At 40.3% G+C, this 24,189-nt stretch carries 22 protein-coding genes; 3 read left to right on the top strand and 19 right to left on the bottom strand.

Features of this window, described 5'->3' with window-relative positions; translation table 11 throughout:
• Positions 1–8: 8 nt before the first annotated feature.
• The 3 genes from ACUW6H_RS01575 to ACUW6H_RS01565 all read right to left on the bottom strand — a co-directional run bounded on the left by ACUW6H_RS01575 (position 9) and on the right by ACUW6H_RS01565 (position 3,027).
• Positions 9–341: a putative DNA-binding protein gene (locus tag ACUW6H_RS01575; RefSeq protein ID WP_096407446.1), complete on the bottom strand. Its 333-nt coding sequence runs from the start codon at positions 339–341 to the stop codon at positions 9–11.
• Positions 342–483: 142 nt separating this feature from the next.
• Positions 484–1,680: an elongation factor Tu gene (tuf, locus tag ACUW6H_RS01570; protein ID WP_001040723.1), complete on the bottom strand. Its 1,197-nt coding sequence runs from the start codon at positions 1,678–1,680 to the stop codon at positions 484–486.
• A 237-nt stretch (positions 1,681–1,917) separates the two neighbouring features.
• Positions 1,918–3,027 (bottom strand): AI-2E family transporter, encoded by a 1,110-nt coding sequence (locus ACUW6H_RS01565; protein ID WP_454360318.1) that lies wholly within the window; start codon positions 3,025–3,027, stop codon positions 1,918–1,920.
• Between the two features lie 105 nt (positions 3,028–3,132).
• Between ACUW6H_RS01565 and pbp3 the strand changes: the two genes are divergently transcribed.
• Positions 3,133–4,374, top strand: coding sequence for a D-alanyl-D-alanine carboxypeptidase PBP3 (gene pbp3 / locus ACUW6H_RS01560; protein WP_454360317.1), 1,242 nt, complete (start codon positions 3,133–3,135; stop codon positions 4,372–4,374).
• A 40-nt stretch (positions 4,375–4,414) separates the two neighbouring features.
• Here the strand turns inward: pbp3 and sdbB are convergent, their stop codons facing one another.
• The 9 genes from sdbB to ACUW6H_RS01515 all read right to left on the bottom strand — a co-directional run bounded on the left by sdbB (position 4,415) and on the right by ACUW6H_RS01515 (position 15,715).
• Positions 4,415–4,960 (bottom strand): thiol-disulfide oxidoreductase-associated lipoprotein SdbB, encoded by a 546-nt coding sequence (gene sdbB / locus ACUW6H_RS01555; RefSeq protein ID WP_454360315.1) that lies wholly within the window; start codon positions 4,958–4,960, stop codon positions 4,415–4,417.
• A 12-nt stretch (positions 4,961–4,972) separates the two neighbouring features.
• Positions 4,973–5,680, bottom strand: a complete 708-nt coding sequence (ccdA2, locus tag ACUW6H_RS01550; RefSeq protein ID WP_454360313.1) for a thiol-disulfide oxidoreductase-associated membrane protein CcdA2 — start codon at positions 5,678–5,680, stop codon at positions 4,973–4,975.
• 127 nt (positions 5,681–5,807) lie between these two features.
• A complete protein-coding gene (locus ACUW6H_RS01545) occupies positions 5,808–6,668 on the bottom strand; it encodes a methionyl aminopeptidase (protein ID WP_247944249.1) in 861 nt (286 codons plus the stop codon).
• A 15-nt stretch (positions 6,669–6,683) separates the two neighbouring features.
• On the bottom strand, positions 6,684–7,961 hold the full coding sequence (spxR, locus tag ACUW6H_RS01540; protein WP_454360311.1) for a CBS-HotDog domain-containing transcription factor SpxR: 1,278 nt from the start codon (positions 7,959–7,961) through the stop codon (positions 6,684–6,686).
• A complete protein-coding gene (locus ACUW6H_RS01535) occupies positions 7,954–8,505 on the bottom strand; it encodes a GNAT family N-acetyltransferase (RefSeq protein WP_454360309.1) in 552 nt (183 codons plus the stop codon). The genes spxR and ACUW6H_RS01535 overlap by 8 nt, the downstream gene beginning before the upstream one ends.
• Before the next feature lie 16 nt (positions 8,506–8,521).
• Positions 8,522–9,781, bottom strand: coding sequence for a UDP-N-acetylglucosamine 1-carboxyvinyltransferase (locus ACUW6H_RS01530; protein WP_454360307.1), 1,260 nt, complete (start codon positions 9,779–9,781; stop codon positions 8,522–8,524).
• 172 nt (positions 9,782–9,953) lie between these two features.
• On the bottom strand, positions 9,954–11,459 hold the full coding sequence (gene pyk / locus ACUW6H_RS01525; RefSeq protein WP_454360305.1) for a pyruvate kinase: 1,506 nt from the start codon (positions 11,457–11,459) through the stop codon (positions 9,954–9,956).
• Between the two features lie 66 nt (positions 11,460–11,525).
• Entirely contained in the window at positions 11,526–12,533 is a 1,008-nt protein-coding gene (pfkA, locus tag ACUW6H_RS01520) for a 6-phosphofructokinase (RefSeq protein ID WP_084860019.1), read from the bottom strand.
• A gap of 80 nt (positions 12,534–12,613) precedes the next feature.
• Entirely contained in the window at positions 12,614–15,715 is a 3,102-nt protein-coding gene (locus ACUW6H_RS01515; protein ID WP_454360302.1) for a DNA polymerase III subunit alpha, read from the bottom strand.
• A gap of 410 nt (positions 15,716–16,125) precedes the next feature.
• Between ACUW6H_RS01515 and ACUW6H_RS01510 the strand changes: the two genes are divergently transcribed.
• Both ACUW6H_RS01510 and ACUW6H_RS01505 read left to right on the top strand, forming a co-directional pair.
• A complete protein-coding gene (locus ACUW6H_RS01510) occupies positions 16,126–18,408 on the top strand; it encodes a Xaa-Pro dipeptidyl-peptidase (RefSeq protein WP_454360300.1) in 2,283 nt (760 codons plus the stop codon).
• 522 nt (positions 18,409–18,930) lie between these two features.
• A complete protein-coding gene (locus tag ACUW6H_RS01505) occupies positions 18,931–19,401 on the top strand; it encodes an arginine repressor (RefSeq protein WP_001043022.1) in 471 nt (156 codons plus the stop codon).
• A 34-nt stretch (positions 19,402–19,435) separates the two neighbouring features.
• Here the strand turns inward: ACUW6H_RS01505 and ACUW6H_RS01500 are convergent, their stop codons facing one another.
• The 7 genes from ACUW6H_RS01500 to ACUW6H_RS01470 form a co-directional block, all read right to left on the bottom strand.
• Positions 19,436–19,600 carry a hypothetical protein gene (locus ACUW6H_RS01500; protein ID WP_000502575.1) on the bottom strand — a complete coding sequence of 55 codons (165 nt, stop codon included), beginning with the start codon at positions 19,598–19,600 and terminating at the stop codon, positions 19,436–19,438.
• Between the two features lie 9 nt (positions 19,601–19,609).
• A complete protein-coding gene (obgE, locus tag ACUW6H_RS01495) occupies positions 19,610–20,920 on the bottom strand; it encodes a GTPase ObgE (protein WP_454360297.1) in 1,311 nt (436 codons plus the stop codon).
• Positions 20,921–20,989: 69 nt separating this feature from the next.
• The gene (locus ACUW6H_RS01490; protein WP_000863864.1) at positions 20,990–21,124 is read right to left on the bottom strand and encodes a DUF4044 domain-containing protein; all 135 of its coding nucleotides are present in this window, start codon (positions 21,122–21,124) and stop codon (positions 20,990–20,992) included.
• A gap of 30 nt (positions 21,125–21,154) precedes the next feature.
• Positions 21,155–21,346 (bottom strand): PspC domain-containing protein, encoded by a 192-nt coding sequence (locus ACUW6H_RS01485; RefSeq protein WP_162284807.1) that lies wholly within the window; start codon positions 21,344–21,346, stop codon positions 21,155–21,157.
• A 27-nt stretch (positions 21,347–21,373) separates the two neighbouring features.
• The gene (locus ACUW6H_RS01480) at positions 21,374–22,690 is read right to left on the bottom strand and encodes a glycosyltransferase family 4 protein (protein ID WP_454360294.1); all 1,317 of its coding nucleotides are present in this window, start codon (positions 22,688–22,690) and stop codon (positions 21,374–21,376) included.
• 8 nt (positions 22,691–22,698) lie between these two features.
• A complete protein-coding gene (locus ACUW6H_RS01475) occupies positions 22,699–23,751 on the bottom strand; it encodes a glycosyltransferase family 4 protein (RefSeq protein WP_454360292.1) in 1,053 nt (350 codons plus the stop codon).
• A gap of 102 nt (positions 23,752–23,853) precedes the next feature.
• Positions 23,854–24,183 (bottom strand): metal-sulfur cluster assembly factor, encoded by a 330-nt coding sequence (locus tag ACUW6H_RS01470; RefSeq protein WP_025168449.1) that lies wholly within the window; start codon positions 24,181–24,183, stop codon positions 23,854–23,856.
• Between the last annotated feature and the right edge of the window lie 6 nt (positions 24,184–24,189).

Genomic DNA, 24,189 nt, shown 5'->3' with positions numbered 1-24,189 from the left:
TCTTCCTCTTATTCTCTATTATCAATGCTTGTTAAAATTTCTATCTGCTCCTGTAAAAAATTATCCTTTGGATAACGTCCCAAGATCTGATCAAAAATCTGACTGCGGACAATGTAGTCTGAATACATGTGCAATTTCATCTCATAGTCTTCCAGAATCTTTTCTGTCCGCTTGATATTGTCATAAACAGCTTGGCGACTAACACCGAACTCTTCAGCAATCTCCGCAAGACTGTAGTCATCTGCATAGTAGAGTTCAATATAATTCATCTGCTTATCTGTCAAAAGCGCAGCATAAAATTCAAAAAGCGCATTCATGCGATTGGTTTTTTCGATTTCCATAACCTTTATTATACCAAAAAATCTATCATATCGCTATACTAGAAGACCTTCTAAGATCATTTGAATGAAAAAAAGAACCTTGCAAAGCAAGATTCTTTTAGTGTCTGACTTAAATAATTGTTCTTCTGGGAACTAAATCGAATTAAGCTTCGATTTCTGTAACCATACCTGAACCAACAGTACGTCCACCCTCACGGATAGAGAATGTAGTACCTTGTTCTACGGCGATTGGGTGGATCAACTCAACGTCGATAGTCACGTTATCACCAGGCATTACCATTTCAGTACCTGCTGGAAGTTCGATTGAACCTGTAACGTCAGTAGTACGGAAGTAGAATTGTGGGCGGTAGTTGTTGAAGAATGGAGTGTGACGTCCACCTTCTTCTTTAGTAAGGATGTAGACTTCACCTTTGAATTTAGTGTGTGGGTTGATTGAACCTGGTTTAGCGATAACTTGTCCACGTTCGATTTCGTCACGTTGAACACCACGAAGAAGGACACCTACGTTATCTCCAGCAAGACCTTCGTCAAGTTGTTTACGGAACATTTCAACACCAGTAACAACTGCTTTTGAAGTTTCTTCTTTGATACCAACGATTTCGATTTCGTCGTTGACACGAACAGTACCACGGTCGATACGTCCTGAAGCAACTGTACCACGTCCAGTGATTGAGAATACGTCCTCGACTGGAAGAAGCAATGGTTTATCAGTGTCACGTTCTGGTTCTGGAATGTACTCGTCAACAGTGTTCATCAATTCCATGATGATGTCTTCGTATTTAGAGTCACCTTCAAGAGCTTTAAGAGCTGAACCTTGGATAACTGGAAGATCGTCACCTGGGAAGTCGTATTCTGACAAGAGGTCACGGATTTCCATTTCAACCAATTCAAGCAATTCTTCGTCGTCAACCAAGTCGATCTTGTTCATGAAGACGATAAGGTGTTTAACACCAACCTGACGTGAAAGAAGGATGTGCTCACGAGTTTGTGGCATTGGTCCGTCAGTTGAAGCTACTACAAGGATAGCTCCGTCCATTTGAGCGGCACCAGTGATCATGTTTTTAACGTAGTCCGCGTGTCCTGGAGCGTCGATGTGAGCATAGTGACGTTTTTCAGTTTCGTACTCAACGTGCGCAGTGTTGATGGTGATACCGCGTTCGCGTTCTTCTGGAGCAGCATCGATAGACGCATAGTCTTTAGGTTGGTTAACTGATGAAGGCAAGCGACGTGCCAAAACAGTTGTGATAGCTGCAGTTAGGGTAGTTTTACCGTGGTCAACGTGTCCAATAGTACCAATGTTAACGTGTGGTTTACTACGATCGTATTTTTCTTTTGCCATTTGAGTAAAAGCCTCCAATAAAATATATTTTATAGATAGACAGTAGGCAATACAGTCTAACTTTCCTTACTATTTTATCAAATTTCAGCTAAATTGCAAGTGTTTTACACATATTTTGTTAATTAATCTAAATCTTATGGGATCCCTTTCTTCCGCTTCTTATCAAGATCCTCTTTTCTATGATATTTTAGTTTTAAAGCTTATTTATATAAGTAAAAAACCAGGTTTCCCTGATTTTTAAACTGATTCTGTTTTTTCTTGTTCTTTGGCTTCCTTATGATTTTCATACAATTTCGCCAAGAACTTAGTAATTTCTTTTAAGATAGAATAGCTAGGTACTGCTACTACCATACCAATCACACCATAGATATTACTTGATAGTAAGAGAAGGACTAAAATGGTGATTGGATGAACTTTCATAACCCCTCCAACGATACGAGGGTAGAGAATATTGCCATCAACCTGTTGAATAATCAGCATATAGACAACTGCAATTAACATTCGTTGAGGATCGGTGAATACATTTGCAATAATCATCGGAATCAAACCAATACTTGGACCAACATATGGAATCAGATTGGCAATGCCAGAAAAAATGGCAAAGACTAAGGCATACTTCAAACCAATAACACTGTAACCCACATAGGCCAAACATCCGATTATGACAGCATCAATCGCAATTCCACTGATATATCTTGCTACAGTTGCGTTCAAATTTTTCAAGAGACTAGTTAGGTTCAGCTTGTCATGTTTGAGAACTGTTCGTTCCAACATCGGTAAAAATTTGTTGCCATCCAGTAGGAAATAGATCAAGAAGACTGGTGTCATAATAAGAATAAGGATTGTACTAAATAAAGCAGAAAGGACACTTCCTAAGCTATTGCTAACGCTATTAAGGATATTTTGGAGAATATCGACATAGGATAGATTTAACTGTTGAATGGTTTTCTGGATATCAATATTTTGGAAAATAGGATTCATTGATAAATCAATAACCAAATCCTGCAGTCTGCTGTAGATATTTTGGCTAGAGATAATCAAACTTGTCAGCTGGTTGATTAAAATAGGTAAGAGATAAACTACACCAACCACGATGGCTCCAATCAAGGCGCAAAGAGTGACCAAGACACCAATCAAACGATTGATCTTACATCTTTTCTCCAAGAAGGTTACGATTGGATTTGTCAGGTAGTAGAAAAATCCCCCCAATAAGAATGGAATCATAATCGTATTGATAACTGTGACAAAGGGAGTAATGATGGCCCCCATCTCTCTCCAAAGATAAAAAATAATGGTCAATAGTAAGATTTCGGCTGTCCAAAAAAATAATTTGTTTCTACGGAACATAACTATCCTCCTTCTATCTATTTTACCATATTTCTAAAAAAAGATACGAAGGCTTCAGCATAAAAGCAAGAATATTTTTTCCCTTTATGATAAAATAAAGCTAATATGAAAAAAATAATTATATCCTTACTAACACTTCTTACTTTTGGCACTATCTCTACTGTTTCAGCTCAAAGTTTTGATGTTGCTGCTAAGCACGCTATTGCTGTTGAAGCAACAACAGGAAAAATCCTTTATGAAAAAGATGCGAGTCAGCCTGTCGAGATTGCTTCTATTACAAAACTTGTTACTGTCTATTTGGTTTATGAGGCCTTGGAACAAGGAACCATCAGCCTATCAACCCCTGTTGATATTTCAGACTATCCATACCAGCTCACCACCAATTCAGAAGCAAGTAACGTCCCTATGGAAGCTCGAAATTATACTGTTGAACAACTATTAGAGGCTACAATGGTATCCAGTGCAAACAGTGCTGCAATTGCGCTAGCAGAAAAGATTGCCGGTTCTGAGAAAGACTTCGTTGACAAAATGAGGGCGAAACTTTTGGAATGGGGAATCCAGGATGCAACTATTGTAAACACAACTGGATTAAACAACGAGACTCTTGGAGATAACATCTATCCAGGTTCTAAGAAAGACGAAGAAAATAAACTTAGTGCTTACGATGTTGCCATCGTTGCTCGTAACCTCATCCGAGATTATCCGCAGGTTTTAGAAATTACCAAAAAAGCATCTTCTACTTTTGCTGGGCTTGAAATCCACTCAACTAACTCTATGTTGGAGGGGATGCCAGCCTACCGAGGAGGAATTGACGGTTTAAAGACAGGAACAACTGATAAGGCAGGAGCTTCTTTCGTTGGAACCACTGTCGAAAAAGGGATGCGTATCATTACAGTTGTTTTAAATGCCGATCAACAAGACGGCAATCCTTATGCACGATTTACAGCTACTTCTGCACTTTTAGATTATATTTCTGCAAACTTTAGCCTACAAACTGTTGTTAAAAAAGGTGAAACTTACAAAGATAGTAAGGTTACTGTCCTTGATGGAAAAGAAGACAGCGTGCCTGCAGTTGCTAAATCAGATATTGCTGTTGTCCAACGAGTTGGAAGCGGAACTACATCAGCTCTTCAATTCACACCAAAATCAACATCAGAAACTGCTCCTTTGGAAGAAGGAAAGGTTGTCGGTACTCTAACCTTTGATGACCAAGATTTGATCGGACAAGGCTACCTCACTTCTGAAAAACCATCTTTTGAAATGGTTTCTGAAAAGAAAGTTGAAAAAGCCTTCTTCTTAAAAGTTTGGTGGAACCAATTCATCCGCTTTATCAATGAAAAATTATAAAAAAATCGCGATTCTTCGCGATTTTTTCGTATTCTTTAATTTATTTCATCTCTTTAAAAGCTGCTTCAGCATCTGCATTGCTAATAGCACCAAATTGGATTTTTCCAATTTTACCCTGACTGTCAATCAAGTATTCTGTTGGAATGCTACGAATTTGGTAGGCTTGGAAGGTAGCTGCTTTGGTATCATATAGAACTGGTATATCCTTGTAGCCTTGTTCTTGGTACCATTTTGGAAACTCTTCAACTGTTTTTTCACCTTGTAGTCCTGGTGCAACGACACTTAGTATTTCAAAGTCCCGATCTTGTTTTGCAGCTAATTCCATCAACTCTGGCATACTCTTTCGACAAGGACCACACCAAGAAGCCCAGAATTTCAAATAGACCTTTTTGCCCTTATAGTCTGATAACTTGACTTCTTTGCCATCCATAGACTGCAAGGTGAAGTCTGGTGCATCCTTTCCTACTGCGATTTGTTGTACAGCAGGCTGTTTTGGACTTTCCGTTTGTTTGGTTTCTTTTTCGCCACAGGCAATCAACAAGAATAGAGACATGAGGCTCAATCCCGCAAAAATAACTTTTTTCATCTTTTTCTCCTTTTATCCAAGAATTCCTGACAAGGCATTTAACTGCCCTAGCATTAATAACAAGCCCATCAAAATAATCAAAGCTCCCCCGATTTTCTTTAGTAGGATCATATGGGGTTTTAATTTACTAAAGTAGGGCATGATCCAGCCCGAAGCCAAGGCCAAAACGATGAAAGGTAGAGCCATTCCCAATGTATACACTAAGGTTAGTATAGCTCCTTGCCAAGCACCATTCCCTCCTGAAGCCGCAAGAGCCAAGACCGAACTTAAAACAGGTCCGATACAAGGGGTCCAACCAAAACTAAAGGTTATTCCAAGCAAGAAGGCTGACAGATAGTGATTCGACTGTGATTTTTTGAAGGTGACTGTTTTTTGAACTTCCAGTTTATTGAAATGCAAAATTTCCATCTGGTGAAGGCCCAAGAGGATAATGACTGCTCCCATAAGATAACGAAACCAGTCAGCATAGAGCATATATCCTAGGAAACCAGCTCCAAATCCCAAAATAAAGAAAATGAGGGAGATCCCAGCAATAAAGCACAAGGTCCGAATTAAACCTGACCATGCAACGTCTCTTCCAAAAAATCGAAAGCTTTTCGAATTCCCCTGATCATCCAGTAAAATACCAGCATAGACAGGTAGCAAAGGAAAGATGCAGGGTGAAAAGAAGGACAGAATACCTGCTAAAAAAACGGATACTAGAAATATAATCGACTCCAACGAATTACCTACTTTCTCAAAATTCTAATCCTATTTTACTACAAAAGAATAAATTTGTAAGAAGTCTGCTACGCTTATTTATTTTGACTAAATTTGACACAAAAAAAGGAGCTAAGCTCCTTTCGTTTTAATACGTTCCTTCTTCACCTTGACTTGTCAAGATAACAGGACCGTCTTTTGTAATCACAAACTGGTGTTCATATTGACAAGATAGGCCGCCATCGATGGTTTTATGAGCCCAGCCAGTCTTCATATCTGTATCAATTTCCCAATCCCCAGTATTGATCATGGGTTCAATGGTCAGCACCATTCCTTCACGGAGACGGAGACCACGACCTGCAACACCATAGTTAGGGACCATTGGCTCCTCGTGCATAGTTGGGCCGACACCATGACCAACCAAATCACGCACTACGCCATAACCGCGACTTTCAGCGTATTCTTGAATGGCCGCACCGATATCACCGATACGATTGCCGACAACTGCTTGCTCAATCCCTTTGTACATAGCTTCCTTGGTTACGTCCATCAAGTTCTTCACTTTTTCAGACGGTGTACCGACCGCATAAGCCCAACATGAGTCTGCTAAACCACCAGTATAACTTTGGGTGTATTTTTTCATTTGCTCAACATTATTAAAGTTGAGTTTTGACACATTGAGGTCGGATTTGGAAATCGGACCACCCAGTACCATGTCTACCTTGAGCAAGTCGCCATCTTTCAAGATGTAATGACGTGGAAAAGCGTGAGCTACTTCGTCGTTGAGAGAGCAACAGGTGGCATAGGGGTAATCCATGACTGCCCCATCCACGCCAATCTGTAAAGGAAGGAAATTCTCTTCTTTACAACGTCGACGAACATACTCTTCTACTTCCCACATATCCACGCCTGGCTTAATCAAATCACGTAAGCCTATATGGATACTAGCTAGGAAATCACCAGCCTTGTCCATAGCTTCGATTTCACGTGCTGATTTTAAAGTTATCATTTTTTCTCCTAGATTCTAATTGATTTTCACTGTAACATTTGCTTTTGATACAATCTGATGACCATGATAAATATCGTAATCAATAATAGCAGAGCGTCTTGTGTGATGAATAATGCGAGCCTGAATTCGCAGAGTATCATCAATCTGAACAGCCTGCAAGAAATAAATCAACATCTGCTCTATGATGAGATTGCGCCCACTATTGACAACAAGGTCTTGGGTCATATGATTGAGGATTTCAGCCAAGACACCATTAGCAAGTACACCATTTTTCTCCAACATGAAAGGCTCAACAGTAATGACGACTTCATCGTGATGATAGGATAGTTTTTGCCCAATTTGCTCTGAAAAAGTTGGCAATGCTGATACCTGAGAACGGCTCATTTTTTCCATGACATCTCTTCGTGTTACGACCCCAAGTAGAGTCTGGTTACTTCGAACAACGGGAACCATCTCAAAGTCTTCAGCTATCATTCGTTGGCTGACATTGGCAATATTAGTTGCCAAACCCGTTACGAAGATACTTCGCGTCATCACCTTGTCAATCGTTGTGCTGGGTGACTTATCTCCCGCGTCACGCATGGTAACAACTCCAACAACCACTTGGTGTTGGTTAATGACTGGGAAACGGCTACTTCTATTCTTACGTACCAAATCTAGATAGTCTTTGACTGTATCCGTTTCTCTCAAAAAGCCATACTCATGACTCGGACGATAGAGTTTTTCGACTGTTAAAATGTCAGTTTTAATCTGAACATTTGAGAGAGCTTTGTTAATCATGGTTGCAACTGTAAAGGTATCATGCTTACTTCTCAGAACAGGGATACCTTTTTTATTGGCAAGAGTCAATACATCATCTTGGACATGGAAACCACCAGTTACAAGGACTGCATTTTCATTTTCAAGCGCTAAAAGTTGAATTCGAGTACGGTCACCTACAATCAAAAGGCCTCCATCATGGAGATAAGAGAGGATATTCCGCTCAGTCATGGCGCCAATAGAAAATTTACTAAATTCTCTCTCTAACCCTTCCTGACCTGCTAAAACCTCAGAGCTAGTCACTTCTGCGATTTCTGCATAGGTTAGCCGTTCGATAGCTACTTTTTTTGACTTGACACGTATGGTTCCACTGCGGGGGCGAGTCTCAACAATTCCCCGATTTTCAGCTTCTTTGATAGCCCGATAGGCTGTTCCATCACTAACACCTAGGTGATTTGAAATACTACGAACACTAACTCTCTTCCCAATTGGTAACTCTTCCAGATAAGACAAAATTTCCTGGTGTTTACTCATTGAATTCTCCTTTTATGTATCGAAATTCAAGATAGTCCCTCATTTTTCGTGTATAGCGATCGCTCCCCTTAAACTGTCGTACGAGGCTAAAGCCCGATTTTAAGGCTACTTTTTGACTAGCTTGATTCTCCAAATGAGTGATGATGGATAATTGTTTTAAACCAAATTCTTCAAAGGAAAGTTGACAGAGTTTGCTAACAGCCTCTGTCATAAAACCTTGTGACCAAGAATCTTTCTTTAAGAAGTAACCAATTTCTGCTTCTTTTTTGATTTCGTCGATTTTTTCAAATTTGATGGAACCAATCATTTCCTGATTGTCTTGATTACAAATTGCCCAGACACCTAGAGGAGCCTTCATAAAATAGTTGGCAAGAGCATATTGACTCTCCTCTAAACTTGCTTGGCTGGGAAAAATAAATTGCAGATTTTCTGGATCAGAAGCAATCTCATAAAAGGCTTTACTGTCACTAAAAAAGAAAGGACGCAAATACAAGCGCTCCGTTTCAAAGAAAGAAAACATTGCTAATTTGGTCCAAATATTCATAATCACCTCAATGGTTTTAGTCTTCGACGAGTGTAATATCTGCTCCAAGACTACGTAATTTTTCAATGATATCTGAGTAGCCACGAAGGATAAACTCAATATTTGTAATTTCGGTCTGGCCTTGAGCCATCAAGCCAGCGATAACAAGTGCTGCACCAGCTCGTAAGTCTGTAGCTTTTACACTCGCCCCGTGTAAGTTACGACCACCTTTATAGATAATGTGATCATTCGTAGTCGTAATATCCGCATCCATTTTTGCTAACTCAAAGACATGGTTGACACGTTTTTCGTAAATGGTATCAATAATCGTCCCACGGCCTTGAGCTGTTAATAAAAGTGGCGTGATAGGTTGTTGCAAATCAGTTGCAAAACCAGGATAAGGAGCAGTTTTAATATTGATTGCCTTCAAGTCTGACTGCTCTTCAACGAAGATACTATCCTCAGAGACCGTCATACGAACGCCCATTTCCTCTAGTTTAGCGATAAAGCCTTCTAAGTGTTCATATAGAACGTTGTTAATACGAATTCCTTTACCAACCGCAGCAGCAAGTGAAATATAAGTCCCAGCTTCAATACGGTCTGGAATGACTTGGTGACGAGTCCCGTGAAGTGTCTCAACACCATCAATAATGATAATATCTGTCCCTGCACCACGAATGTGGGCCCCCATGTTGTTCAAAAGGGTAGCTACATCAATGATTTCTGGTTCACGGGCCGCATTTTCAATGACAGTACGTCCCTTTGCTTTGACCGCGGCAATCATGGTGTTAATCGTTGCACCAACGCTGACGGTGTCCATGTAAATACTTGCTCCATGAAGACCCTTACCTTGGGCAGATAAATTCATATTATCTCCCTCGTAGCTCACCTTAGCCCCCATAGCTTCAAAGGCTTTTAAGTGAAGGTCAATCGGGCGAGGACCCAAATCACATCCACCAGGAAGTCCTACCGTAGCTTCACCAAAGCGCCCTAAAAGACTTCCGTAAAAATAATAAGAAGCACGCAAGCTATTAATCTTGCCATACGGCATTGGAATGTTTTGAACGCCTCTTGGATCAATCTCCAAGACATCGTCATAACGCTTAACTGATGCCCCCATGATCTCCATGATTTCGACAAGACTAGCAACGTCTGAAATATCTGGAACACAATCTAAAGTGACAATATCATCTGCTAAGATAATAGCTGGAATAAGCGCAACGACACTATTTTTAGCACCACTAATGGTGATCTCACCTTGCAATGGACGTCCACCATTGATGACAATTTTTCTCATGTTATACTCTTTCAAAATTTACTAAAAAGGTCTTTTCATTCTATTATACCATAATTTTCAGTTTTTTCCCATTACTCTTGATTATTTCCTGCCTCTTTTTTTGTTTTTGTTCACAAAAAAAGACCCATCACACAAGCTTTGGAGCTTGATATGATAGGCTTTAAAAGTTAGATTAACGTACTGTACGGATACGCATTGTGTTTGTACGAGCAGCTTCTCCAAGTGGCACACCAGCAACGATAACGATATCGTCGCCAGATTCAACCAAGCCTTGTTCAACTGCAATCTTTTCAGCAAGATCAAACATATCGTCAGTATTTGAAGGACGTTCAGTTGTTACTGGAATAACACCCCAGTTCAACATCAATCCACGTTCAGTCAATTCATCGAAAGTGATTGCCAAAATGTCAGCATTTGGACGGTATTTAGAAATCAAACGTGCTGTGTGACCAGTCTTAGTAAGGGTAACAACCAATTTGATGTTCATTGAGTTCGTAGCATCTTTAACTGCTGAAGCCATAACTTCGGTCTTAGAGTTACGCTCGAATGTATCTGAGTTCAAACGACCATATTCATTAAGAAGAGTTTGAGCGTTCTTGTCGATTGTAGCCATTGTTGTTACTGATTCAAGTGGGTATTTACCGTTTGCAGACTCTCCTGAAAGCATTGTTGCATCAGTTCCGTCGATAACAGCGTTGAATACGTCTGATACTTCTGAACGAGTTGCACGTGGTTTCTCAGTCATTGTTTCAAGCATGTTTGTTGCAGTGATAACAACTTTACCAGCAGCATTCACTTTAGTAATGATCATTTTTTGGTAAACTGGAACCATTTCGAATGGTACTTCGATACCCATGTCACCACGAGCGATCATGATACCATCAGCAGCTTCGATGATCTCATCCAAGTTATCGATACCTTGTTGGTTTTCGATTTTCGCGAACAATTGAACATGTCCATTTCCAGTTTCTTCACAGATTGCACGAACTTCATTCACGTCTTTAGCAGTACGTACGAATGAGATCGCGATGAAGTTGATACCTTGTTCAAGACCGAAGCGGATATCAGCGTTATCACGTTCAGCAAGAGCTGGGAAAGGAATTTTAGTGTTAGGGATGTTTACACCTTTTTGTTTAGCGATAATTCCGTCATTTTCAACTTCAACGATGAATTCACGACTTGCGTCGTCTTTTTCTACAACGCGAAGACCAAGTTTACCATCGTCAACCAATACTTGACGACCAACTTCAACGTCATCATAGATATCAAGAGCACCAGCAACGTTCAATGCAATCACTTCACGAGTTGATTTGATTCCTTGTTTAGTTGCAACACGGATTTTTTCACCAGTTTTGTATGAGTACTCTTTAGCTTCACCTTCGAACAATTCAGTACGGATTTCAGGACCTTTTGTATCAAGAAGGAAACCTACTTTTTTACCTGCAAGTTTTTCAGCAAGTTTAACAGTTGCCATACGGTCACCTTGTTCTTGGTGGTCACCGTGTGAGAAGTTGAAACGGAAAGTGTTTGCTCCAGCTTCAATCAATTTCGCAATATTTTTTGCTGATGATTCAACGTCAAGTTTTTCTCCCCAGTATCCGTCATCACCGAATTTTTTACCACCACGGATTTCTACCGCAGGACCCAAGGTTGCAACGATTTTTACACGTTTGTTCATGATTTTTTGTGACTCCTTTATATAATTCGACCTTTTTGGTCATTTTACTAGATTAATAAAAGTTGATTAGGACAAGCTCTTGTTCAAAGCAGAAAGTTCAAGATCAGCTTTATGTGGGTTGTTAACAACGATCTTACCATCAGCTGTTAGGCTAAACAAAGCTCCTTCTTCTGCTGTTCCAAGAATTGGGTTTTCAACCATTTTCTCGTTACGGATACCAACAGCGACACCACCGATTCCTTGTTTAAGAAGTTTAACAGCGTGTGCACCCATGCGTGATGCTAATACACGGTCACGAGCGGTTGGTGATCCACCACGTTGGATGTGTCCAAGTTCAGTTACACGAAGGTCACTAGTGTCTCCAGCTTCCTTGAGTTTTTTACCAAACTCATCGGCAGACATAACTCCCTCAGCCAAAACAATGATGTTGTGTTTCTTACCACATTCATAACCAGCTTTGATGCTTGCAACGATATCTTCCATCTTGAAGTCTTCTTCAGGGATGATGATTTCATCCGCACCTGTAGCAATACCTGCCCAAAGAGCGATATCACCAGCGTTACGTCCCATTACCTCAACAACGAAAGTACGACGGTGACTTGATGATGTATCACGAATCTTATCAATCGCATCCATTGCAGTAGTAACTGCAGTATCAAATCCGATTGTGAAGTCCGTACCAACGATATCATTATCAATTGTTCCTGGAAGACCGATAGCAGGGAATCCATGCTCAGTCAAGCGCATAGCTCCGTGATAAGAACCGTCACCACCGATAACTACGACACCTTCGATACCGTGTTTTTTCAATTGCTCAATCCCTTTAAGTTGACCTTCGAGTTGTGCAAACTCAGGGTAACGAGCTGAGTGAAGGAAAGTACCACCACGTGAAATGATGTCTCCTACTGAAGCAGCATCAAGTGGATAAATTTCACCAGCAACCATACCAGCGTATCCATCATAGATACCAAAAACTTCCATTCCTTCTGAGATTGCTTGACGAACTACCGCACGGATGGCAGCATTCATACCAGGGGCGTCTCCACCACTGGTTAAAACAGCAATACGTTTCATTTGGTTATGCTCCTTTTTCTTTTAACATTCTTACTGATTATACCACATTTAATTGGAAAATTCTTCTATTTTCCGTATTTTTAGCGATAAATCGTTTTCATAACAATTCCCTCTAATTTTTCCTGTAAAACTGGGTCTTTTTTTACAAAATGTTGGGAGGAAACAATTGTCTTTTCTTCCTCAACATACCTGATAATAACAGGAATAGAGCCTTTATGTTGTTCTAAGATAGTTGAAATTTCTTTATCGTTGTCGTGATTTTTAACTTGAATCCAGAATCGTTCCGCCACTGCTTCTTTCAAATCTTGTGCAATCATTTGCAGACGACCATCTCGGGATTGAACTTTGCCATTGATGTAGTAGAATTTTCCTTCAGATAAAATGGAAGCGAATTTTCGATACTGATCTGAAAATACAGTCACATCCAGTTTAGACTTACTGTCGTGAACCTGTAGAAAAGCCATATTCTCGCCTTTCTTAGTTCGAATGACTTTTATTTTTTGCACTTCTACTAGAAGTGTTGCTTGACACCCCTCAGTGAGAGTAGCAATGGGCGTTGTCGGATAAAGGGCCTGTTTGGCAAGTGTTTGCAAGGGATGAGCGCTGATACCAACCCCGATTAGTTCCTGCTCCTTGTAAAATTTCTCTGCTTCCGTAAAATCATCCGCCTCAGTCCAGCTATAGCTTGCATCTGCAAAGAGACCACCCAACTCCTCAACAAAAACAAATAGGTTTGGTAGGTTCACTAGGATTTTCTGGCGATTTTTATCAAAGTCATCAAAGAGCCCCAGTTCAACCAAAGGAGACAAAAGCGATAGTTTCTTGTAATTCTTGGGAAGACGTGAGACAAAATCTTCAATGCTTGAGAAAGGACGATTTTCAATAATCCAGTAAGACAAATCTCTCGGCATCCCCTTAATGGTTTTCAAACCAAGATAGATTGTCTTCTGGGTGATTTTATCATGATAGGGAATACTATTAATGGCTAAAGGCGCTACATCAAATCCCATCTGCAGAGCATCTACAATGTAATCGCTACTGGAATAATTCAACATAACTTGGAAGAAAATAGCAGGATAATGTGTCTTGAAATAAGCTAGTTGGAATGCCAGTGCTGAGTAGGCATAAGCGTGGGATCGGTTGAATCCATAGCCTGCAAACTTTTCCATCACTGCAAAAACTTGGTTGGCCTTTTCTTCTGTATGCCCAAGTTTCATAGCTCCTATGATAAAATCTTCCCTCATCAAATGCATCTCTTTAGCATTTTTCTTACCCATGGCTCGTCTGAGAATGTCGGCTTTACCAAGACTGAAACCTCCAAAACGCTGAGCAACCTGCATGACTTGCTCTTGGTAGAGCATAATACCGTAGGTTGATGACAGAATGTCCTCCAAGGCAGGGTCTAACACCGTCACCTTTTCTTTGCCATGCTTACGAGCCACAAAATTATCAATATAATCACTAGCACCTGGTCTATTGAGGGATGTCGTTGCTACTACCTCTTCAAAGACTTGCGGCTGAACTCGTTTCAAGAGTCGAATGGCGCCAGGTTGTTCAAATTGGAAAATCCCCTTGGTATTTCCAGTAGCAAAGAGGGCCAGAGTTGCCTTGTCTTCCAAGTCAATCTCTTCGATTTTTAGATGAATACCTTCTGACTCAGCCAATAATTCCTGCATTTTTTGTACGAAAGTAAGGTTACGTAAACCGAGGAAATCCATTTTTAGAAGTCCATTGGCTTCAACACCATGAGCATCATACTGGGTGATCAGCATATCCTCACCGTATTTGAGTGGGATATAGTCTGTCAGGTCTTGGTCACTCATAACGACTCCAGCTGCATGGATAGAAGTCTGACGAGGATACCCTTCAATCTTTCGAGCAATCTCAAAAGCTTTTTGATATTCAATCTTGCTATTGATGACCTGTCTAAATTGCAAATTCTTTTCATAGGCCGTCGTTAGCGTATCTCGGAAACTGATTTTTTTCGTAATATTTGTTAATTCGTACTCTGGAACACCATAGCGTTTGAAAACATCACGAATTGCTTGTTTTGCTCCAAAGGTCGAATAAGTGACAATCTGTGCAACGTGTTGACTGCCATAGCGATCACGAACATAACGAATGAACTCTGGTCTATAAAGGTCTGGAATGTCAATATCAATATCAGGCATGGTGTACCGCTCACGATTTAAAAAGCGCTCGAAAATCAGGTTCTTCTCAACCGGATCAATCCCTGTAATATCAAGTGAGTAGGCCACCAAACTACCTACAGCAGATCCACGTCCCATTCCCATATAGTAACCTTGGGAACGTCCAAAACGCAACAAATCCCAAACAACTAGGAAATAGTCATCAAAGCCCATATCATGAATAACAGCCAATTCTTCATTTAGTCGCTTTTGATAAAGAACTGAGGTTAACCCCTTGGCTATCAAGCCTTGCTCAGCCCTCTCTCTAAGTTCTTCTACTGCCGGCCTTTCAGGATTAAAGCGAGGGAGTTTTAAACTTGGATCAAGTTGGTAGCTAACATTCTCTATCAAATCTTGAAGATTGGCAAGTGCCTGTGGAAAGCGATTTTTAAATCTTGCTTCTAAGTCTGAGGCTGGTAGAAAGATCCCCTGCTGTGAATGCAGATCCACTTCTCTCAGACTGACATTATCCTTGACCGCCGATAAGATTTGCAAAACCTGTATGTCTTCTTTCTCAAAGGAGTTGACCCGATAGAGGGGAAGAATGGGTTGGGTAAAGACTTCTTGGTGAGTATCGGGACTAACCCCAATAAAATAATCATGACCTAAATCCAGCTGATCGATTCCATCAAAATAAGGAACAATAACAGCAACATCCTCAAGGTGACTTGTAAAGTCAGACCAATTTTTTTGTCCAGTCATTTTTAAAGTAGATAACTTCATCAACTCTTGGTAACCTTTAGTAGATAGAGCTAGAAAACGAAAAGAGATCGCCTTTTCGTCTATAATCAAGGTCATTTCAAGACCAATTAAAGGTTGGATTCCATATTTTCGAGTCACTTCTAAAAAGTGATAGGCTCCATAGAGATTATCCACATCCATGATAGCAAGGTGAGAATAGCCATAATCTTTAGCTGTATGTACATATTTTTCAATCGAAACCACACTTTCCATAAAACTGTAAACAGTCTTGGTATCGAGTTGTGCAATCATTCCATCTCCTCCTTGCTTTAAATATAGTACTATTATACCATTTTAAGTTCCATAATGAACTGGCTCAGACTCTTTCTTTCAAAACCTTGTTGAAATTTTTTCAACTGTTCATCCATTATGTTTCTTGAAAATAAAAATTAAGAAGAATAAAATATCTATATCTTATAATATTTTTAATAGTAATTTTGGACATTTTTATGCTAAGTGACGAATATTGAAATAAAATCCCTTATGCAAATTTACATATAAATATCTTTAAGGTGGCTTTTAATTAGAAGATTTATTCAATATTTTATAATAACTTGCTTAAAGTTCATTCCTATTTTTAAAATTTATTTCATTTGAGTTTATTTATTCCATTTTTCCTCTTTTTTTGATATAATAAATTTATCACTTCAAAGGAGAGCGCCATGCGTTTTAATCAATTCAGCTACTTGCCCACTCCTCGTTCTCAACTATTAGATGAATTAGAGAGTCTTGGCTTGAAGCTATCATCTAAACTGCCTATAAAAAGACAGTTTGAAGACTTCATTCGTTGGAGTTTCTTCACCTATACTAATACCGATTACGCTCTATCTACCCTAGCTGCAGATAGAGAAACGGATCTACTGACCTTCTTTCAGTCTGATAAAGAGCTGACAGCTGATATTTTCTATACCGTAGTTTTTCAACTTTTAGGCTTCAATTATCTTATTGACTTTGAGGATGCTGAGAAATTTCGTAAAGAAACTAGATTTCCTGTTATTTATGGAGATTTGATTGAAAATCTCTACCATTTGCTCAATACTCGAACCAAAAAGGGAAATACGCTCATCGACCAACTTGTTAGTGATGGACTTATTGCAGAAGACAATCACTACCACTACTTTAACGGCAAGAGCTTGGCAACCTTCTCTAGTCATGATGTCATTCGTGAAGTTGTCTATGTAGAGAGTCGTGTGGATACTGATAAAGACGGTCTCCCTGATTTAGTCAAGGTCAGCATTATTCGTCCTCGCTATGATGGACAAATCCCTGCAGTTATGACAGCAAGTCCTTATCACCAAGGGACCAACGACAAAGCCAGCGACAAGGCTCTCTACAAGATGGAAGGAGACTTGGAGGTCAAACCTGCCCATATTATTGAACTTGAGAAGCCTGAGGTTGATTTTGTCGAGCCTCTTGGTCAAGCCGAACTCGTCTCTGAGTCTGAAGAAAAGCTAACTCACATCAATAGTTCTTACACTCTCAACGATTACTTCCTCCCAAGAGGATTTGCCAATCTCTATGTTTCGGGTGTTGGTACCAAGGATTCCCAAGGGCTCATGACCAATGGAGACTATCAGCAGATTGAAGCCTATAAAAATGTCATTGATTGGCTTAACGGTCGTTGTCGTGCCTTTACGGACCACACGCGCAAGCGTGAGGTCAAGGCTGATTGGTCCAATGGCAAAGTTGCCACAACTGGCCTTTCTTATCTAGGTACCATGTCCAATGGTCTTGCGACCACTGGAGTTGATGGCTTGGAAGTGATTATCGCAGAAGCAGGTATTTCCTCTTGGTACAACTACTATCGGGAAAATGGCCTGGTAACCAGCCCTGGAGGTTATCCTGGTGAGGATTTTGACTCACTTGCTGAATTGACCTACTCCCGCAATCTCTTAGCTGGGGACTATATCCGTTCTAATAAAGCCCACAAAGCGGATTTAGAAAAGGTAAAAGAACAATTAGATCGCAAGACTGGTGACTACAATCAGTTTTGGCATGACCGCAACTATCTACTCAATGCTCATAAGGTTCAAGCTGAGGTCGTCTTTACACATGGTTCCCAGGATTGGAATGTCAAACCACTTCATGTTTATCAAATGTTTCATGCTCTTCCAGATCATATCAACAAGCACCTCTTTTTTCATCATGGTGCCCATGTTTATATGAATAACTGGCAGTCGATTGACTTCCGCGAGTCCATGAATGCCTTGTTAAGTAAGAAATTGTTAGGACTTGCAACAGACTATCAGCTTCCTACTGTTATCTGGCAAGACAATACCGAACCTCAAACATGGCAGAGTCTTGATGACTTTGGTAAGCAAGATGAATTGCATACTTTCTCACTTGGAACTGAAGAAAAAGTGATTCAGAACCACTATGAACAAGAAGATTTTGAGCGTTATGGCAAGACTTACCAGACCTTCAACACAGAACTTTACCAAGGAAAAGCCAATCAGATCACCATTGACCTTCCAGTAAGTCAAGACATTCATTTAAATGGTCGAGTCAAGCTGAAACTTCGTCTCAAATCAAGTACAAACAAGGGGCTCTTATCAGCCCAACTGCTCGAACTTGGGCAAAAGAAATATCTACAGCCTTATCCAGCTGTTTTAAGTGCTAGAACCATTGACAACGGTCGCTACCACATGCTTGAAAATCTCTGTGAACTACCATTCAATCCAAGTGCCCAACGTGTCCTCACCAAAGGCTACCTCAATCTTCAAAATAGGAAAGATTTACTCCTAGTAGAGGATATTACTGTAGATGAATGGATGGATGTGCAATTTGAACTACAACCAACTATTTACAGGTTAAAAGAAGGAGACACTCTCCGTTTAGTCCTCTATACGACTGACTTTGAAATCACTATACGCGACAATACCGCTTACCAGCTTACTGTCGATCTTGAACAGTCTACTCTTAGTATACCTTGTCAAAAGGTATAATGTACCAGACTTTCAATATGGAAGTATTCCAAGAAAAAGGCAATCAAATTGTCTATTGAACTTCCTGTAACCAAAGATTTCCACTTGAACAGTCCAACTAAACATAAACTTCGTATCAAATCCAGTTCAAATAAGAGATTTTAATAAGCCTCTAGATAAATCTTGGACAAAAGATACTCCCCCCAATCAACATGTGTCACCATTTATCATACACGCTACTAGACCACATGTTGGAAAATCTCTGTGAATTGACATTTAGAGGAAATTCACAACAAGCCGTGACAGAATGCGACCCTAATTAGATGATTCACTGTCATTAAAGAACATCAATGGTGATGGACGGATCGATATATCATTCATCTGCCCCCAACTAGTGACAAGTTAAAAGAAGGAGATTCTCTCCGTCTAGTTCTTTATACTACTGACTTGGACATCATCATACGTGACAATACCGCCTACCACCCGACTGACGTTTTCGTTCAGTCCACGCTTACTGTACCTTTTAAAAGGAGTACTTACTTTATGAACAAATCAGAACATCGACACCAACTTATCCGCGCCCTCGTTTCAAAAAATAAAATTCATACCCAAGCAGAATTACAAGCCTTGCTAGCAGAGAATGATATCCAAGTCACACAAGCAACCTTATCTCGTGATATCAAGACTATGAACCTTTCAAAAGTTCGGGAAGAAGACCAGTCCTACTATGTTCTAAATACTGGTTCTATTTCTAAATGGGAGAAACGTTTGGAAAACTATATGGAAGATGCTCTTGTCATGTTACGTCCTGTCCAACACCAAGTTATTCTAAAGACTCTTCCAGGTTTGGCTCAGTCATTTGGAGCTGTCATTGATGCCCTTGATTTCAAAGATGTTGTTGCTACACTATGCGGAGACGATGTCTGCATGATCATCTGTGAAGATGCTACAAAAGCACAAGCATGTTTTGAAAATCTTAAAAAATATGCCCCGCCATTTTTCTTTAGCGAATAGAACAAATCCCGTGATTTAAAATCACGGGATTCTTTTATTCATTTGAAAGTGTTTCTTCTTTCTTCATACGTGCCAATCTAAGAGCACGTTTGGGATTGAGACGATTAAACAATTCTTCTAGTTTCTTTTCATTCCATACGTCTGCTGCAGAAACAAAATTTCCATCTGCGTCTCGGAATGATATCGGTTTATCTCCCATATCAATCTCCTAGTCTACAAATTCAAACTCAAATTTGCCGATTCGTACCAAATCTCCATCCTTGGCTCCACGTGTACGAAGGGCTTCGTCAACCCCCATACCACGTAACTGACGAGCAAACTTCATGACCGATTCGTCACGGTCAAAGTTGGTCATGTTAAAGAGTTTCATGAGTTTTTCACCAGAAAGTACCCATGTAGCATCATCGTCGCGACTAATTTCAAAGGCTTTTTCTTCCTCGTCAAAGCCGTAGTAAACCTCTTCTTCCATATCGGATTCATCATAGATTGGGAATTCTGGAGTCTTGTCTAACAATTCAGCTGTCGCATCCAAAAGGGTAGCCAAGCCTTGCTTGGTCAGACCAGAAATCGGGAAGATGGCTGGTAGTTCTTCAAACTCGTCGTAGTTAGCTGCCAATTTCTTCTTGAAGGCTTCCAGATTTTCCTGACTTTCGGGCATGTCCATCTTGTTAGCCACGATGATCTGCGGACGTTCCATCAGACGAAGGTTGTAGGATTCCAATTCTTTATTGATAGCAAGGTAATCTTCGTAAGGATCACGTCCTTCACTAGCTGACATATCAATGACATGGAGGATAACTCGAGTGCGTTCGATATGACGGAGAAACTGGGTTCCAAGACCAACACCTTGACTAGCCCCTTCAATCAAACCTGGAAGATCTGCAACAGCAAAGGACTCACCTGACTGCGTACGAACCATACCCAAATTAGGAACAATTGTCGTAAAGTGGTAGGCACCGATTTTTGGCTTAGCTGAAGTGATGACACTAAGTAAAGTTGACTTTCCGACAGATGGGAAACCAACTAAGCCGACATCCGCCAAGATTTTTAATTCCAGTTGCAACTCACGTTCCTGACCCGGCTCTCCATTCTCAGAGATTTCAGGTGCAGGATTTTTTGGTGTTGCAAAGCGGATATTTCCACGACCACCACGACCGCCATGTGCCACGATAAACTCTTGACCGTGCTCAATCAAGTCTGTAATGACTTTCCCTGTCTCAGCATCACGTACAGTCGTTCCTTGGGGTACGCGAACACGAAGGTCTTCTGCACCACGCCCATGCATTCCTTTGGTCATCCCTTTTTCACCGGATTCGGCCTTGAAATGACGGTTATAACGGAAATCCATCAAGGTACGCAAGCCTTCGTCTACTACGAAAACGACGTTACCACCACGTCCACCATCACCACCCCAAGGACCACCATTCGGGACATATTTTTCACGGCGAAAGGCAACCATGCCATCACCACCATTACCAGCCTTGACTTTAATCTTGGCTGTATCTAAAAACATACTCATATTTTTTCTCGCTTTAAAAAGGCTGGGAAATCCCAGTCATTAGTTATTGTTTCTATCTAAACAACTTGCTTAGAATCTGCTAAAAGCTCCAAGCGCTGTTGCAAAGATACCAGCAAGGGTTACAAACAACATGATAAGCACAACAACAAGTGTCACCTTTTCAAACATTGTTTTTTTACGGTTACCGTTATCTCCAAAAGCCATAGTTTCTCCTTTTCACTCTATAATTTTAATTTAATATTCTGTAGAAACAGGTGCAATTGCCCACAAAATCAAGTAAGCAAGAACCCCTGCTCCATAACAAAAGGCTAGAACTCCCCAAATCACACGGACAATCGTCGGATCAATATCAAAATAGTGGGCCACTCCTGCGCAAACGCCTCCAATTTTTTGATCTTTACCGCTTCTCATAAATTTTTTCGCCATCTTTTATTTCTCCTTTTTTACTTTTTGTTAATCTTTCCAGTAGTCTCGCATACTGGACAACTGTTTTTTAGATGCCTTCAGAATGCGTTTGGATTCTTTTACCGGGGCGATAACTGCTTGTTGAGGCAGATATAAAATGGTTTTTAGAAAACGTTGACTCATAGGTTCTCCATCGAGCAATTCTTGTTCAAAATTATTAGAAATAATGGCATCAAGGTAAAACTCATGAACTCGTTTCCCAAAATTCTCAGCTGAAATCTCATACAACTTGTCAGCCAACTTTTGCTCATCCATATCTGGAGTGGCAATCAAAGCCTCCAAGATGGCACCTGCAAGGTCCTGTTCTCCATAGTAGAGGGTTCCAAAAATCCTGTCACTGATCAGATTATCCAGATAAGGATTGCCATGAGCGATGACAGGTGTTCCACTGGCTAGACTCTCTAGATAAGTCAACCCTTGGGTTTCACTAGTGGATGCAGAGATAAAGAAGTCTGCCGCCTTATAGTACAAGGCCGTTTCACTTGGGGCGATCATACCAGTAAAAATCACCTGATCTTGAATTTGCAACTGGACGGCTTGTTCTTTCAGACTGTCCAAATAAGGACCGTCACCAGCAACAACCAGTTTCACCTTGTCTTCTTCTTTCAAAACCTGCGCAAAAGCGGCTAGAACCGCTTGGATATTCTTCTCATAGGAGATACGAGAAAGACTCAGTAACATTTTCTCGTCTTCTTTTATTCCAAGTTTAGATCGAAGGGAAGCTAAATTCTCTTCCTTAATCTCAGGGCGTTCAAATTTAGCTAACTCAATACCAGTTGGAATAACCCGCTTTTCAACCTTGACCTTGTACTTAGAGAGAAGGTCCCGAACGATCTCACTAGGACAAATCACTCCATCAACATCGTGAAGAAAGCCCCGTACCAGATATTTTACCATACTTGGACGAATCAGCATACCCTTCGCAATATAATGCACGTAATCTTCGTACTGGGTATGATAGGTATGGATAACAGGAATTTTTAACTCTCTCGCAATCCAAATCCCTAACAAACCTAGTGAAAACTCTGTTTGAGTATGAATGATATCTAGCTGATACTGTTTAGCAATTTCAAGCGCCTTTGTAAAGCCACGATAAGCAAAACGTCGATCCTTAAATGCAAAGAAGGGAACACTCGGTATTCGGATAATTTGCCAATCCTCGTAGCGATTCACATCTTTATCTGTTGTTGTAAAGATAAAAACTGCATGTCCTTGCTTCTCAAGCTCTGTCTTTAAGGTTCGAATACTGGTCGCAACCCCAGAAACCTGAGGAAAATAAGTGTCTGTAAATAAACCAATTCGCATAAATTACCTCACTTTTTGCCCAAAGCCGCCTGCTCCCGATAGAACTTCAACCAGATTTCCAGTAAATGTTCCTCGGAGTACTCTTTAGAAATTTTTCTAGCTTTTTCTTTCAAGTCTTTCAACTTTTCAGGACGATCTTTGTATTCGAGAATAGCTTTTCTCATCTCTGAAACATCACTTGTAGCACGATAATTCCCTTCGAGAATGACCTTGTATAAATCTAAATCCCTTAGCATTATCGGTGCTTCACAACTAGCTGCCTCTAAGATGGTCATAGGGAATAGTTCATTGTAACTTGGTAGCAAGAAGAGATCCGCTAAAGCATAGAGCTCTCGCATTCGCTCTGGAGGAACAATACCTGGAAAAATTAGATTTTTAGGTGGATTGTCCATGATTTTTTTATAGCGTTCATAACCATCTGTCATCCCGCCAAATGAAAAACCCCCAGCCCAGATAAAAGTAATTTCTGGCAATTCCTCAGCAAGACGGATAAAGTCATCAATCCCTTTACGTTTCTGAACCTGACCCGCACCAACAACAACAAACTGATCCTCAGCTAAATCCATTCCCTGACGAAGTTTTGCTACTTGGTCAGCTGGCAGTGGATGCCATTTTCCCTTATTTACAAAGTTTGGAATATAAGTTACTTTTTCACGTGGAATACCAGCTGCCACCAAATCCTCGATAAACATGGGATTAACCACCACCAAGTGTTCCATCCGGTTGTAAAATGAAAAAACATAACGTTTGATAATTCCCTTTAAGAAAAATGGAATTTTCAAACTCCCCTCAAGCGTATCAGGCAAAAAATGCACATAGCCAATTTTTCTCCCAGATCGCTTCTTTTGAAATGTAGATAAATAATAAGGGAAATCAATGGTATGAAAGTGAGTTACATCTGCCTCAACAGGAAGATTCTCCGTAACAATCAACTGGTCTTTGGCATCACGGTGAAGGAGACTAACCAATTCTCGATAAGCTCCTGATACTCCTTGACCAGCTACTTTTTCACTTGAACTTAGCATATTAATACGCAATTTTTCGTTTTCCATACCTTTCATTATACCATTTTATTTCTAGAAAATCAGCAAAAGAAAGAGAGACCAGAGGAAAAAGGAGGAATTTATCCTATTTTCCAATCGTCTCTCATATTTTTCTGCTGTTTATTTAATTCCTAGGGCGATACGCGCATAGCGACTCATTTTCTCAACAGTCCAAGCTGGATACCAGACCAATTTAACTTCGGTATTGGTTACCTCAGGAACATCTGTCATCGCATCGTGAATCTGGTCTGTCAAGAGATCTGCCAATGGGCAGCCCATAGTTGTCAAGGTCATATCAATTTCAGTGTGACCAGTCTCACCATCAAAACGAATTTCATAAATCAAACCTAAGTTGACAATATCAATTCCCAACTCAGGGTCAATTACTTCTTCCAAAGCATTTAAAATGCGGGTTTTGATAACCTCAATTTGCTCTTCTGTATAAGCCATGTTCAT

It is taken from the genome of Streptococcus sp. 151470009-6 (assembly GCF_053628175.1).
This window is presented reverse-complemented; position numbering and strand designations above follow the sequence as displayed.

Bases quoted from the DNA above. Each gene is read 5' to 3' on its own strand.
- ACUW6H_RS01575 (WP_096407446.1), bottom strand. From the start codon at position 341: ATGGAAATCGAAAAAACCAATCGCATGAATGCGCTTTTTGAATTTTAT.
- tuf (WP_001040723.1), bottom strand. From the start codon at position 1,680: ATGGCAAAAGAAAAATACGATCGTAGTAAACCACACGTTAACATTGGT.
- ACUW6H_RS01565 (WP_454360318.1), bottom strand. From the start codon at position 3,027: ATGTTCCGTAGAAACAAATTATTTTTTTGGACAGCCGAAATCTTACTA.
- pbp3 (WP_454360317.1), top strand. From the start codon at position 3,133: ATGAAAAAAATAATTATATCCTTACTAACACTTCTTACTTTTGGCACT.
- sdbB (WP_454360315.1), bottom strand. From the start codon at position 4,960: ATGAAAAAAGTTATTTTTGCGGGATTGAGCCTCATGTCTCTATTCTTG.
- ACUW6H_RS01545 (WP_247944249.1), bottom strand. From the start codon at position 6,668: ATGATAACTTTAAAATCAGCACGTGAAATCGAAGCTATGGACAAGGCT.
- spxR (WP_454360311.1), bottom strand. From the start codon at position 7,961: ATGAGTAAACACCAGGAAATTTTGTCTTATCTGGAAGAGTTACCAATT.
- ACUW6H_RS01535 (WP_454360309.1), bottom strand. From the start codon at position 8,505: ATGAATATTTGGACCAAATTAGCAATGTTTTCTTTCTTTGAAACGGAG.
- ACUW6H_RS01530 (WP_454360307.1), bottom strand. From the start codon at position 9,781: ATGAGAAAAATTGTCATCAATGGTGGACGTCCATTGCAAGGTGAGATC.
- pyk (WP_454360305.1), bottom strand. From the start codon at position 11,459: ATGAACAAACGTGTAAAAATCGTTGCAACCTTGGGTCCTGCGGTAGAA.
- pfkA (WP_084860019.1), bottom strand. From the start codon at position 12,533: ATGAAACGTATTGCTGTTTTAACCAGTGGTGGAGACGCCCCTGGTATG.
- ACUW6H_RS01515 (WP_454360302.1), bottom strand. From the start codon at position 15,715: ATGATTGCACAACTCGATACCAAGACTGTTTACAGTTTTATGGAAAGT.
- ACUW6H_RS01510 (WP_454360300.1), top strand. From the start codon at position 16,126: ATGCGTTTTAATCAATTCAGCTACTTGCCCACTCCTCGTTCTCAACTA.
- ACUW6H_RS01505 (WP_001043022.1), top strand. From the start codon at position 18,931: ATGAACAAATCAGAACATCGACACCAACTTATCCGCGCCCTCGTTTCA.
- ACUW6H_RS01500 (WP_000502575.1), bottom strand. From the start codon at position 19,600: ATGGGAGATAAACCGATATCATTCCGAGACGCAGATGGAAATTTTGTT.
- obgE (WP_454360297.1), bottom strand. From the start codon at position 20,920: ATGAGTATGTTTTTAGATACAGCCAAGATTAAAGTCAAGGCTGGTAAT.
- ACUW6H_RS01490 (WP_000863864.1), bottom strand. From the start codon at position 21,124: ATGGCTTTTGGAGATAACGGTAACCGTAAAAAAACAATGTTTGAAAAG.
- ACUW6H_RS01485 (WP_162284807.1), bottom strand. From the start codon at position 21,346: ATGGCGAAAAAATTTATGAGAAGCGGTAAAGATCAAAAAATTGGAGGC.
- ACUW6H_RS01480 (WP_454360294.1), bottom strand. From the start codon at position 22,690: ATGCGAATTGGTTTATTTACAGACACTTATTTTCCTCAGGTTTCTGGG.
- ACUW6H_RS01475 (WP_454360292.1), bottom strand. From the start codon at position 23,751: ATGAAAGGTATGGAAAACGAAAAATTGCGTATTAATATGCTAAGTTCA.
- ACUW6H_RS01470 (WP_025168449.1), bottom strand. From the start codon at position 24,183: ATGGCTTATACAGAAGAGCAAATTGAGGTTATCAAAACCCGCATTTTA.